This window comes from Flavobacterium microcysteis (assembly GCF_006385255.1).
Classification (GTDB): Bacteria; Bacteroidota; Bacteroidia; order Flavobacteriales; family Flavobacteriaceae; genus Flavobacterium; species Flavobacterium microcysteis.
Map to the genome: position 1 here is coordinate 220,487 of NZ_VFJE01000049.1, position 15,018 is coordinate 235,504.

The 15,018-nt window shown below is 41.9% G+C and carries 5 protein-coding genes; all 5 read left to right on the plus strand.

Translation table 11 applies throughout. From position 1 onward, the window contains the following. Nucleotides 1-239 precede the first annotated feature (239 nt). The gene (locus FJA49_RS02685; RefSeq protein ID WP_139998578.1) at nucleotides 240-2,993 is read left to right on the plus strand and encodes a T9SS type A sorting domain-containing protein; all 2,754 of its coding nucleotides are present in this window, start codon (nucleotides 240-242) and stop codon (nucleotides 2,991-2,993) included. Nucleotides 2,994-3,005: 12 nt separating this feature from the next. Continuing rightward, nucleotides 3,006-3,200 carry a hypothetical protein gene (locus tag FJA49_RS02690; protein WP_139998580.1) on the plus strand — a complete coding sequence of 65 codons (195 nt, stop codon included), beginning with the start codon at nucleotides 3,006-3,008 and terminating at the stop codon, nucleotides 3,198-3,200. A 432-nt stretch (nucleotides 3,201-3,632) separates the two neighbouring features. After that, complete coding sequence (locus FJA49_RS02695; RefSeq protein WP_139998582.1) at nucleotides 3,633-7,601, plus strand: T9SS type A sorting domain-containing protein; 3,969 nt, start codon at nucleotides 3,633-3,635, stop codon at nucleotides 7,599-7,601. 175 nt (nucleotides 7,602-7,776) lie between these two features. Beyond that, nucleotides 7,777-10,998 carry a T9SS type B sorting domain-containing protein gene (locus FJA49_RS02700; protein WP_139998585.1) on the plus strand — a complete coding sequence of 1,074 codons (3,222 nt, stop codon included), beginning with the start codon at nucleotides 7,777-7,779 and terminating at the stop codon, nucleotides 10,996-10,998. Nucleotides 10,999-11,111: 113 nt separating this feature from the next. Further along, a partial coding sequence (locus FJA49_RS02705) for a beta strand repeat-containing protein (protein WP_158629436.1) occupies nucleotides 11,112-15,018 on the plus strand: 3,907 nt, incomplete at its 3' end.

A 15,018-nucleotide genomic window follows, 5' to 3' on the forward strand; every position in this document is an offset into this window, starting at 1 on the left:
GTAAGAGATTTCCAATTAAAATTAGGCTATTTCTCTCTGAGGCAGCATAAAACAAGGATTTATTGTTTTTATCCTTTAAAAAAATTTAATCATAAAATAAACTTCATAACCTTAAAGTCACGCTTTCTTAAAACGACATCTCCATACATAAAAGTTCTTTAACAAAAAGGTAATCTAAAGCTCAAGAGCCTTGGGACTCAATCCTATAACTTTGGCTCTCAAACTTTTAACTTTTATTGATGAAAACAATTCTACGAACAAATTACATCAAGTCACTGGGACTAGCGGTACTTGGGTTATTTTTCGGCACTGCATGGGGGCAGGCCACATTGCCAGTAAACAGGACTTCATGGGGAGGAACAGAACCAACTGGATGGACAAACAGCGGTTGCACGCACAGATCTACATCCTCAGCCTGTACCAATAACAGTGCGACAATTTTTGACACGACAGGTGACAACAGGATACTTTTTATTAATGCTGCTCCACAAACTTTGTCGATGACATTAAAGAACCAAAACATGACCGGACAATCCTATCTTGTAGTGGAACAGTCTGCTGATGGTAGTGATTATACTGAAATAGGAAGATACGGTCCTGCTTCTGGAGCGACACCAATTACCAATGCTCAGTGTGCTGATATTGATCTAGCTTTGTCTGCTTCTACACGTTACATTCGATGGACTTATACCAAAGCCAATGGTAACTGCGATATGGATGATGTTATCGTTACAGCTGCGCCAGTCGTTCCTGCATTTACACTAAGCTCAACATCTATTTCTAATTTTGGTAATGTCAATGTAGGATCTTCTTCTAACAGCTCCTCTGTTAATGTGGCAGGTACTAACCTTTCAGGTAGCATTACCGCTTCGGCTCCTACAAATTTTCAGGTGAGTACAAACAACTCAACATGGTCAAGCTCTGTAAGCTTTGCTCCAACATCAGGCACAGTAAGCAGCAGACCGCTTTATGTACGTTTTTCACCTTCAAGTACGGGAGCTAAGTCTGGTTCAATTACAGTAGCTACTTCAGGAGCATCTAACCAGACCATCTCTGTTTCCGGAACAGGAGTTATTACTTCTACTACATGGAACGGTTCAGCATGGAGCAACGGAAATCCAACTGCTACAATTGACGCTATTATCAGTGGAAACTATAATACAAATACAGCAGCACCGCAAGGTCCAATTGTATCCAAAAACCTTAGCATTACTTCCGGTACTGTAGTTATCGGCGCTAACGGATTGAATGTAAAAGAAACTTTGTCAAAAACTGGTGGAACCATCGATGCTACAGCAGGAGACATTACTTTCTCAGGAACTGCAGCACAAACGCTACCAGCTAACTTTTTTGTAAATAATACTGTAGATAAATTAATCTTAAATAATACTGCAGGACTAACATTAGGTGGTGCAACTAGCCTAACAGGAGTTCTTGATATAGTATCGGGTAATTTAGCTACTAATGGCAACTTAGTATTGAAATCAACAGCTACAGGTTCAGCACGAATCGCTGCTGTAACAGGTTCAATTACAGGAGAAGTTACTGTAGAGCGTTATATCCCACAAGGAAAACGTGCTTTCCGATTCTTGACCCCGGGAGTTACAACTACTAACTTTATCAGCAATAACTGGCAGACTGGAACTCATATCACAGGTTCTGATACAGGCGCAAACGGATTCGACACTACATTGACAGGAAATCCATCAATGTATGTATACAATAACAATACTGCTACAGGCAGCGGATGGGGCTCGATCGCAAACACTGATGCAACTAATTTAGTAGCAGGAAATGGTTACAGAATCTTGGTTCGTGGTGACCGAAATGTAGACTTAGGACAGTCTTCTGCAGCCGATATGAATGCTGCTGTAACTTTATCTGCAAAAGGAACTTTAAAAACTGGTCAGGTTGTATTTGATGCTGTGAGCACTCCAGCCATCAATGCAACTGATAATGCTACAACTAACGGTTATAGCTTAATTGGAAATCCATACGTAAGTCCGGTAAACTGGGATTTAGTAGGTAAATTAGGTGTAGAAGATGTATATTATACATGGGATCCAAATATGGGAACTGCTGCACAAAGAGGCCGTTATGTAGCCTATAGCCAGACTGTTGGAAGCAACAACTTACCAGAATCAGCTGTTAATCAATATATTCAACCAGGACAGGCGTTTTTCGTAAAGAATACGGTATTAGGTGTAGCTGGTGCAGTTACTTTTGAAGAAAGCAACAAGGCTTCACAGTCTACAAATGTTTTCAGAACCAATGCTACAGAAGAAAAATCACTATTAAGTATTTCTGTATATGACGCTAATGAAGCTGAAGCAACATATCCTATCGACGGTACAATTGCCGTATTTGGAAGCAACTATGATAATACTATCGGATTGGGTGATGTTGAAAAACTTTACGGTTCTGGTGAGCACCTGGCTTTTGGAAGAAATAACAAAGTATTAGCTATCGATGCTTTGGCTCCTGTTATGGCTAATGATGAATTACAAGTAAAAACACTTCAATTCGCAGCTGGTAAATCCTATACTTTTAAAATCAATGCAGCTAACTTCTCAGAAGACATGCAAGCGTATCTTATTGACCAATTCGCCAATACAGAAACACTGTTAAACTTGTCTGGAGCTAATTCTGTAAATTTTACAACAACATCAGCCGCTAACTCTTACGGAAGCGACCGTTTCAAAGTAGTATTCCGCTCTGCCGCTTTAGGAAATGGAGAATGGAACAACAGTACTGTAAAAGTATATCCGAATCCAATCCAAAACAACCAGTTCAACATTGCATTGCCAAACAATGTTAGCGGAAAAGTAGCAATCACGTTATTCAACCTTGTTGGACAGGAAATCTACAAGACCAGCGTAGAAAGCTCAAGCATTATAACCGTAAATCCATCATTGCAATTAAGCCAGGGAATCTATATCCTACAGGTATCTAATGGAACCAGCTCGGTAAAACAAAAAATTGCAGTAAAATAAATCCCTATCAAGATGAAAAACTTCAAAACATTACTTATAATACTGATGCTGTCGGTTGGAATTCAGAACATGAATGCCCAAGAAGATTTCGACGACGATACGCAAGACGTTCCTTCAGCACCAATCAATGACTATATCGTTCCGATGCTTTTAGTTGGTGTCTATTTAGGCTATCGATTGCTAAAAAGCAGAACTAAAGAAGCATAAATTGCTTTAAATAAAAAAAACGGCTGTATTTCTACAGCCGTTTTTTTTATTAAGTTGCTGAGCGGCTAAGGTACTGAGTTTAATAGACTTCTAAATTCGTGTAATTATTCTAATCTGTAGCTAAAATCAAAAATCTCAAATCTCAAATCTAAGGTGCTAAGGTGCTGAGGTACTAAGTTCAATAGACTTCTAAATTCGTGTAATTATTCTAATCTGTAGCCAAAATCAAAAATCAGAAATCAAAAATCTCAAATCCAAAGTCCTCAGACTACAGATAACCAATTAAATTTTAATTGATGTAGGTAACACAATCATAATTTTGATTTTACAGTAATAAAACACCTACGTAAAGTCCATCGGAAATATATTGATAATCTTTGTATGTATCTGTAAATGAACAATTAAAAACAGATTCCTCAAAATTACAGCCCTATGAATACAACTTTACACAAAAAACTCATTCTCCCATTTCTTTTTATTCTTTGCCTACTCTTTCCCACCTCAGATTATGCCCAAATTCTTGGTTGGGATGCCAATAACACTGGCGGCGGATTTGGTACCAGTCCCTGGACACCAGCTACCCGAAACGCCAACCTGCAAACTTCCGGACTTGTCCGTGGTTCCAGTATAGCAACAAGTGGTACTCCTGCAGGAAACTGCTGGGGAGGTTCCGGAGGATGGTCAACAGGCCAATCCGACTCCAACAGCTTTTATTTTACTTTCCAGGCTGCTGCCGGATATAAGGTAAGCCTTAGCTCTATCTCTACTGCAACCCGAAGATCCAATTCGGGCCCATCCGGATGCGTTGTTTATTATTCTATAGGTGGCGGCCCTTTTACCAGCGTAGCCAGCTGGTCGACCTCATCTACAAGTGGTACTACCGGAACGCCTAACTCGGTTTCTCTGGCAGGAATCAGCGCTTTGCAAAATATTGCAGCAGGTGTTGTGGTTAAGTTCCGAATTATTCCGCAAGGTTCAACAGGAAACTATTACCTAACCGGCGGAACAAACTCTTTAAAGATAGATGGTAGCGTTGTTGCTGCAGTGAATCCTTTAATTACTCCTTCAACTACATCATTGGCTTCTTTTGGTGATGTTATGGTAGGAAACAACTCAACTGCAACAAGCTTTACATTTAATGGTGTCGGACTTACTGACGATGTAAGCATTTTGGCTCCGGCAGGATTTGAAATCAGCACAGATGGCATCAACTGGTATCCTGGTACTGACATCAGCCCGGTTGGCGGCACATTAAATAACGTTCAGGTATGGGTTCGTTTCAGTCCTACATCTGTAGGAACTGCTTCCGGAAATATTGTGCTATCTTCACCAGGAGCTACTAGCAAAACAGTTGCTGTTACCGGAAACGGTATTCCGGCAGTAAGTTCTATTGTTGTTGACGACGAACCTTATGGCCCTTACTGTAATGGAATCGACAATACTTTTGATTTGGATTTTACACCAGCAGGCACTTTCAACAGTGTTAACTTTTATGCTCAGCTTTCTAATGCCGATGGAAGTTTCCCAACAACACCAACCAATTTTGTAGGTGTATCTGCAACCAGCCCTATCACGGTGACAATCCCTGCTGATATAACGCCAGGTTCTAATTATAGAGTAAGAGTCTATAATGAAGATCCGCTGACTTTCAGTAACAACGATAACGGACATAATATTACAGTTACAGGAGCGGCAACGCTTTCTGGAGTTACGCAATCCAACATCCTATGCGATGGAGGTACAACTACTATCAACCTAACCGGCCTGATTCCAGACTCGACCTCATCTATTAGCTACACTATTAATAATGGTACTGCCCAAAACGTTGCAGGTATTCTTGCCGATGCAAGTGGTAATGCCAGCTTTACTGTAAGTATTCCTTACAGTAATAACGGACAATCTTTAGTTGTAGGAACCATCGAAAGAACGGATGTTGCTTCTTGTCCAAACACACTTGCTGCAAACAATTCTGTTGTATTAACCGTACATCCTTCTCCTACTGTAACCGCTGCAACTACAACTGCTTTATGCGGAACTAATGATAACGCTGTTATCAGCCTAACCGGATTAATTGCAAGCAGCACTTCAGATATTACCTATACAATAGCTGGTGGAACAGCCGTAACTGTTACTGGAATTATTGCTAATGCTTCTGGAGAAGGTAGTTTTGAAGTACCAGTTTTATCAACAGATAATGGTCTGGCATTAGAAATTACTTCTATTACCAGAACCGATCTTACACCAAATTGCCAAAGCACACTTACTGGCGTAAGCACACTTTTAGTTATCAATTCAAGGCCAACAGCAGTAATAAGCGGCGATCAGTCAATCTGCCAAGGTTCGACTTCATCCGACCTGAGCATTGCTTTGACAGGAACAGCTCCGTGGACTATTACTTATACTGATGGAACTTCTACCTTCCCAATATCTAATATCCTAACCTCACCTTATACTTTTACGGTTACGGTTACTGAGACAAAAACCTATACAGTAACTGCTGCAGAAGATGCCAATTGTGTCGCACAAACTGCCGATATGAGCGGAAGTGCTACTGTTACTGTAGTAGAAGCCAGCAATGGCGGAACTATAACAGGAAGTACTACTGTATGTTTTGAAGCAAACAACGGAACGCTTACCCTGGCGGATCATGTAGGAAGTATCATAAAATGGCAATCTTCAAACGTTGCAGATTTTAGCGGTACAGTTATAGATATCCAAAATACTACTACAACCCTAGATTATACTAATCTTTCAGAAACTACTTATTACCGTGCTGTCGTACAAAATGCACCATGTGCAGAAACCAATTCAGCCCTAGCGACAATTACGGTTAACCAAACCGAAGCCCCTACCACCGCAACGCAAACTTTCTGTAATGCTGCAACTGTAAACGAACTGTTGCCGAATGCTACAGGAATACAATGGTATGATACTCCAACCGGAGGTACTGCTTTGCCATTGACACAAGCATTGGCTAGTGGCGATTATTATGCTACCATGACAATTGACGGATGCGAAAGTGCAAGAACACTGACTTCTGTTATCTTAAATACGGTTACGGCTCCAACTACAGCAGCACAGACTTTCTGTAATGCCGCAACCGTGAACGAACTGTTGCCGAATGCTACAGGAATTCAATGGTATGATGCTCCAACCGGAGGTACTGCATTGCCTTTGACACAAGCATTGGCTAGTGGTGATTATTATGCTACCATGACAGTTGACGGATGCGAAAGTGCAAGAACACTGACTTCTGTTATCTTAAATACGGTTACGGCTCCAACTACAGCAGCACAGACTTTCTGTAATGCTGCAACTGTAAACGAACTGTTGCCGAATACTACAGGAATTCTATGGTATGATGCTCCAACCGGAGGTACTGCATTGCCATTGACACAAGCATTGGCTAGTGGCGATTATTATGCTACAATGACAATTGACGGATGCGAAAGTGCAAGAACACTGACTTCTGTTACCCTAAATACGGTTACGGCTCCAACTACAACATCACAGACTTTCTGTAACGCCGCAACTGTAAATGAACTGTTGCCTAATACTACAGGAATTCAATGGTATGATGCTCCAACAGGAGGTACTGCATTGCCATTGACTCAGGCATTGGCAAGCGGTGATTATTATGCTACTATCACAATAGACGGATGCGAAAGTGCAAGAACGTTGACTTCGGTTACCCTAAATACGGTTACGGCTCCAACTACAGCAGCACAGAATTTCTGTAATGCTGCAACTGTGAACGAACTGTTGCCAAACGCTGCAGGTATTAAATGGTATGATGCTCCAACCGGAGGTACTGCATTGCCATTGACTCAGGCATTGGCTAGTGGTGATTATTATGCTACAATGACAATAGACGGATGCGAAAGCCCAAGAACACTGACTTCTGTAACTCTAAATTCTGCTGCTCGACCAAACGGTAATGAAAATCAGGATTTTATAGAAGGTGAAACATTAGCTGCTCTGGAAGTTACAGGAACAAACCTGGTATGGTATGCTACTGAAGCAGCAGCCGAAGCCGGAACACCAACATTAGGTTTGGATGAACTCCTTGTTGACGGTGCAACCTACTATGCCGTACAAACAATCAATGGATGCAGCAGCAACCCATTAGCGGTAACTGTTTCAATGATGTTGAGTAATCCTGATTTTGACCTTAAGAACCTTAAAGCTTATCCGAATCCTGTGACTGATATATTATCTATTTCGTATTCAGAAAACATTATTTCTGTTGAAGTTTTTAACCTGATAGGACAAAAGATAATGGACAAGACAACTAATAACACTCAGGTAACCATTAATTTATCAGATGTAGAAACAGGAGCCTATCTTATAAGAGTCTCTTCTGGAAAAACACAAAAAACTTTCAGAATCTTAAAGAAATAAGAGAAAACAATTTCTTAAAAAAAGCCTGCTATATGAGCGGGCTTTTTTCATATAGTTAACCATAAGTTAACACAAACTTAACATTAGGCGGTACTCACGTAACATTTTGATAAAACTAACAAAGGCTTCAGTTAATCTGTTAGTTATAGATTGCGCCGGTTTTAAACTGACTCAAATGAAATTACAAAAGTTCAAACATTTTCTGGCTATAATTATCCTAGCTCTTATGTCTTACCAAGACGCTTTTTCTCAATGTTTTCAAATCGAAAGTATCTTAGTTGATGCCTGCGGTGTACAGGAAGGATTGAATGAAATGGTACGTTTTAAAGTGGGCAATACCGCTATAAATACAAGTAACATGAGCGTGTCATGGCCAAACAATCCATGGCAAGGACTTGTAAAAAATTCTGTCACCGCTGCAAAAGTAGCTACTCTTAATGCTGATATTCTTGATGCAGGCGGATGTGGTCAATTAATAGAACCTACAGGAGGTGTTTTGCCTGCCAATGCCAGCGTGATTTTAGTTACCAGCCATAATTTTGATACTGACCTGAATTCATTTGGAGCTTTAACCGATAACGTTTATATCATTTTCCAAAATAACCCGAGTACAGCGTCAGGACATTTTGCCAATTTCGGAACCGGAATCAGGACATTAACCATTTCTTTCGGTTCCTGTTCGGATACTGTTTCCTATGACCGTGCCCTCTTAATTGATCCTAACGGGAATGCTGTTGCTGCCGATGGCGCTATCGTACAGTATACTCCTGCAGGAGCTGCAACCTATATCAATAACGGTTGTTCTGCACCTGTACCTCCATTTACGGTTGATGCCGGGCCTGCTACTATGTCGACTTGTGCCGGAGTTCCAATTTCTTTGAACGGAACTGCCCAAGGTCATCAATCGGTAAGATGGTCAGCACCTAGCGGTACTTTTTCAACATCTAACAGCTTGGCCACAACTTATACTCCAACTGCATCACCGGGAAGTGTTGTTACGATAACACTCTTCGCTACAAATAGCTGTGGTCTTGAAATAAGAGACACCATCAATCTTACAATAACCAATAGTACGACGCCTAATTTCCCTACTGCGCTTTCGATTTGTACAGGAAGCACAGCACCAGTACTGAATACTACTTCACCAAACGGTATTCCTGGAACATGGAATCCCGCTGTGGTTAGCAATACAACAAGCGGAAGCTATGTATTTACGCCAAACGCTGGGCAATGTGCTCCAAGTGTGACTTTAAACGTGACCGTATCTAACAGTATCACGCCAAACTTCACTACTGCACTTTCAATTTGCACAGGAAGTACAGCACCGGTATTAAACACTACTTCGCCAAACGGAATCACTGGAACATGGAACCCGGCAGTTGTGAGCAATACCGCAAGCGGAAACTATGTATTTACACCAAATGCAGGACAGTGTGCCACAAACGTAACTCTAAACGTAACTGTAACGAACAGCATCACGCCTAACTTCCCTACTGCGCTTTCACTATGCACCGGAAGTACAGCACCCGTATTAAATACTACGTCACCAAACGGAATTACAGGAACATGGAATCCTGCAACCATAAGCAATACAGCTAGCGGAAGCTATGTCTTTACTCCTACTGCAGGACAATGTGCTCCAAATGTTACTTTGAATGTGACTGTAGCTAACAGCATCACGCCAAACTTCCCTACTGCACTTTCAATATGCACCGGAAGTACAGCTCCAGTGTTGAACACTACTTCACCAAACGGAATCACAGGAACATGGAATCCGGCAGTTGTTAGCAATACAGCAAGCGGAAACTATGTGTTTACTCCAAATGCAGGACAGTGTGCCATAAATACAACATTAAACGTAACTGTGTCTAACAGCATCACACCAAACTTCCCTACAGCACTTTCAATATGTTCAGGAAGTGTGGCTCCTGTATTAAACACGACTTCACCAAACGGCATCACAGGAACATGGAATCCGGCCGTTGTCAGCAATACCGCTAACGGAAGCTACGTATTTACTCCTAATGCAGGACAGTGCGCTACAAACGTAACTCTGAACGTAGCCGTAACAACTAGTATTACACCAAACTTCCCTACTGCACTTTCACTATGTATCGGAAGTACGGCACCAGTATTAAATACGACTTCGCCAAACGGAATTACAGGAACATGGAACCCTGCAGTTGTTAGCAATACAGCAAGCGGAAGCTACATATTTACACCAAATGCAGGACAATGTGCTCCAAATGTTACTTTAAACGTGACCGTAGCAAGCAGTATCACGCCAAGTTTCCCTACTGCGCTTTCTATATGTACCGGAAGTACAGCACCGGTATTGAATACTACTTCACCAAACGGAATTACAGGAACATGGAACCCTGCAGTGGTTAGCAATACAGCAAGCGGAAGCTATATATTTACACCAAATGCAGGACAGTGTGCTACAAATATGACCTTAAACGTAACCGTGTCTAACAGCATTACGCCTAACTTCCCTACTGCGCTTACATTGTGCTCAGGAAGCGTGGCACCGGTATTGAATACTACTTCGCCAAACGGAATTACCGGAACATGGAATCCGGCGGTTGTTAGCAATACTACAAGCGGAAACTATGTGTTTACTCCTAATGCAGGACAGTGTGGCACAAGCACAACTTTAAATGTGACGATTACCAATAGCATCGTTCCAAATTTTGCAACGGAATTGTCATTATGTAATGGAGATGGCGCACCGGCTTTGGCTACTACATCATCAAACGGAATCACAGGAACATGGAATCCGGCCACGATAAACAATACAACAAGCGGAAGCTATGTATTTACGCCAAATGCAGGGCAGTGTGCATCAAATGTGACATTAAACGTAACAGTAGGACAAATTGATTTTAAAATAGACAGCGGATGTCAAGGTGGAAATTATATACTGACAGTTACTCCGTTATCTGATTTTGATATCAATGATGCCGATTATGAATGGAAAAACAATCAAGGTATTAGAGTGGGAACCGATTCGTCTTTAAACGTAACAGAACTATTGAATTCTACTCCAGCTGAAGAATTTCCAATAACCTATACCGTACAAGTCACCACAGCACAAGGCTGTACCTTAACAAGACAAGAAACTGTTTACAGTATTTTCTGTAGTATTCCAAAAGGAATATCTCCTAACAACGATGGTAAGAATGACGAATTTGACCTGAGCGGATTAGGAGTAAAAGAGCTAACTATTTTCAACCGATATGGTGTAAAAGTATACGGATACAAGAATTACACAAATCAATGGAAAGGACAATCTGATGACGGTAAGGAACTTCCAGATGCAACGTACTATTATGCTATCAGCAAAAGCGACGGACAAACTGTAACTGGATGGGTTTACCTTAACAGACAACGATAAGAAAAACAATGAAGTAACTGTTTATTAAACATTTAATAAAGAAAACCAATCCTTCTAAAGTAGAATAAACATTACTTTTCGCAGGTTTTGAAATAATGCTAATCTCCCATACTATGTCAAGAAACCTTAGCAATTCTGTCAAGAAAAATACGCTTTTATTTTTGGTCTTATTTTTTTTGATGACCGTATCTAATACTACGGCACAGATTTATTATCATAATTTTGGAACAACGACTATTTCGGCGCATCCATACACGGTAGCGCCAACGACTTTAAATACAAATCTGTCTGGTTCATCCTGGAGCAACAGCCTTAATACCTGGACAAGTACAGCCGGAGCTACAGGAGAAGCTTTACGTCTTACTACGTCAACAAACGCTACTATCACCTTGACATTTAACGTTGCTGCCAATTTTCAGGTAAACGTTACTTCATTTGATTTTTGGAGACAGCGAAGTAATTTCGGACCTCAAAACTGGTCGATGACCATCAACGGCATTAATGTCGGAAACGGCACTGTTGATGCTACCGGTGGTGCTATAGGAACCACCAATGTTGCCAATACTGTTTCCGGACTTACCGGAACTGTTACTGTTGTGATTTCGCTTACCGGATCTACAGGAAATGGTACATTCCGTCTGGATGATTTTACATTAAACGGAAGCGTAACTTCCAATTGTGCTGCACCAACGATTACTTCTTTTACACCTACTTCAGGGCCGCAAAATACACTAGTTACTATAAATGGTAGTGGTTTTACGAATGGTAGTGGAACTTCTGCCGTAAAATTTAACGGCATACCAGCCACCAGCTTTACTGTTGTTTCCAATACGGTTATCAAAGCTTATGTACCAGCTGGAAATGCCTCTGGTCCTATTAGCATTACTACTAACGGATGCGAAGGATTTTCTGCTGGCAATTTTACCAAAATATCAACAACCAGTGTCGGAAATTATTCAAGCGACATCTATATTTCCGAACTTTATGATGCGCAAGCAGGCGATGGCGGGGTCATAGAAATATATAACGGAACAGCCTCTACTGTCAATCTGGCCGGATATACGATTCGAAGATATGGAGATATTGGCGGTTCTACTTTTTACACTATTGTATTGAGCGGTTCCATACCTCCTGGAGGAATTTTTTTAATCGGCATTGGAACCGGTACTATTCCTTGTGGTATTACTTCAAACCAAACCTATCCTACCGGATTTAATGCTAATGATGAGTTTCAATTGCTTAACGGTGGAGTTATTATTGATAATGTCCATGCTCCAAACAACGTAGGATATTCTGTTATCAGAAACCCAAATGCTGTAGCCCCAAAACCTGTTTTTAATGGCAGTGATTGGAATACTCAAACATCTGAAAGCTGTGCCAATATCGGAATCCACAATGTAAGTAATCCTACTCCACCCACCTTGTCAAATCCAACGACGAGGGTTATTTGCGAGAACAATACAGCTACATATACGGCTTCTCTGGCAAACAGCACAGGCTTTACTTTCCAATGGAAAAGACTTGACGCATCTGGAAACTGGATTAATATTACCAATACAGCACCATTTTCAGGAGCAAACACCAATACGCTTACCATCACTCCTGCGCCTTTGACGCTCGATGACAGCCAATATTATTGCCAGGTTACTTCCACTCAGCATACTTTGATAAGTAATGCTGCGCAGTTAGAAGTAAATCCGTCAACTGTTCCTGATTTCCCAACATCGCTTGCTTACTGTACGGGCGCTACTATACCGGCATTGAGCAATACTTCGCCAAACGGAGTTACCGGTACTTGGAGTCCTGCAACAATAAGCAATACAGCTAGTGGAAGCTACGTATTTACACCAACTGCAGGACTATGTTCGCCTAACGTTACCTTAAACGTCACTATTTCAAGCAGCATTACTCCTGATTTTGCAACAACCCTCACTTTGTGCTCAGGCGCTACTGCTCCTGCCTTAAATGCGGCATCACCTAATGGAATTACAGGAACATGGAGTCCTGCAACCATAAGCAATACGGCTAGCGGAAGCTATGTGTTTACACCTAATGCCGGACAATGTGCAACCAACGTAACATTGAACGTGACCGTTACTAATACAATCACACCGGATTTCCCAACTACGTTGACACTTTGTAACGGAGCTACAGTTCCTACATTAAACACAACTTCTCCTAACGGAATCACTGGAACTTGGGCTCCTGCAACCATAAGCAATACGGCTAGCGGAAGCTATGTGTTTACGCCAAATGCCGGACAGTGTGCAGTAGCAACTACCTTAAACGTTACCGTTAATAACAATATCACGCCAGACTTCCCAACTGCATTGGCATTCTGTAACGGAGCTACTATACCTGCATTGCAGGCCACTTCGCCTAACGGAATCACAGGAACCTGGAGTCCTGCTACCATCAGCAATACCGCTAGTGGAAGCTATGTGTTTACACCTAATGCCGGACAATGTGCCACGACAGCTACCTTGAATGTAACTATCGACACTAACTTAACACCAGATTTCCCAACTACATTGGCATTCTGCAATGGAGCTACTGTACCTGCATTACAGGCAACTTCTCCAAACGGAATCACAGGAACATGGAGCCCGGCAACGATAAGCAATACGGCAAGCGGAAGCTATGTGTTTACGCCTAATGCCGGACAGTGCGCTACGAATGTTACGCTAAGCGTAACCATCAATAACAATATCACACCAGACTTTCCTACTACATTGGCATTCTGTAACGGAGCTACGGTTCCTGCATTACAGGCAACTTCGCCTAACGGAATCACGGGAACCTGGAGTCCTGCTACCATCAGCAATACCGCAAGCGGAAGCTATGTATTTACGCCTAATGCCGGACAATGTGCTACAACAGCTACGTTAAACGTAACCATCAATAACAATATCACGCCAGATTTCGCTACTACATTGGCATTTTGTAATGGAGCTACTGTACCTGCATTGCAGGCAACTTCACCAAATGGAATCTCAGGAACATGGAGTCCTGCAACAATAAGCAATACGGCAAGCGGAAGCTATGTGTTTACACCAAACGCAGGACAATGCGCAACAACGACTACGCTAAACGTAACCATCAATAACAATATCACGCCAGATTTCGTTACTACATTGAATTTCTGTAACGGAGCTACAGTACCTGCATTACAAGCAACTTCTCCTAACGGAATCACTGGAACCTGGAGCCCGGCAACAATAAGCAATACGGCAAGCGGAAACTATGTGTTCACGCCAAATGCTGGGCAATGCGCTACGAATACAACTCTTACAGTTACCATCAATAACAATATCACGCCAGATTTCGCTACTACATTGGCATTCTGCAACGGTGCTACGGTTCCTGCATTACAGGCAACTTCTCCTAACGGAATCACGGGAACCTGGAGTCCTGCAACCATTAGCAATACGGCAAGCGGAAGCTATGTGTTTACGCCAAATGCAGGACAATGTGCTACAACGGCTACGCTTAACGTAACCATCAATAACAATATTACACCAGACTTTGCTCCTTCTTTAGTTATCTGTACAGGAAGCACAGCCCCTACTTTAAATGCGACTTCACCAAACGGAATTACCGGTACGTGGAGTCCTGCAACCATAAGCAATACGGCTAGCGGAAGCTATCTGTTTACGCCAAACGCTGGACAATGTGCAACTACAGCAACAGTAAACGTAACCGTTACAAACAGTATCACTCCTGATTTTGCAACTGCCCTATCTTTCTGCCATGGTGACGGAATCCCTATCTTAAATACTAGTTCACCAAACGGAATTACAGGTACATGGAGTCCTGGCACAATAAGCAACACGGCAAGCGGAAGCTACGTGTTTACGCCAGATGCCGGACAATGCGCTACGACAGTTACATTGAATGTCACTATTAACAACAACATTGTTCCAGATTTCGCTACTACATTGGCATTCTGCAACGGAGCTACAGTACCTGCATTACAGGCAACTTCGCCAAACGGAATCACAGGAACATGGAGCCCGGCAA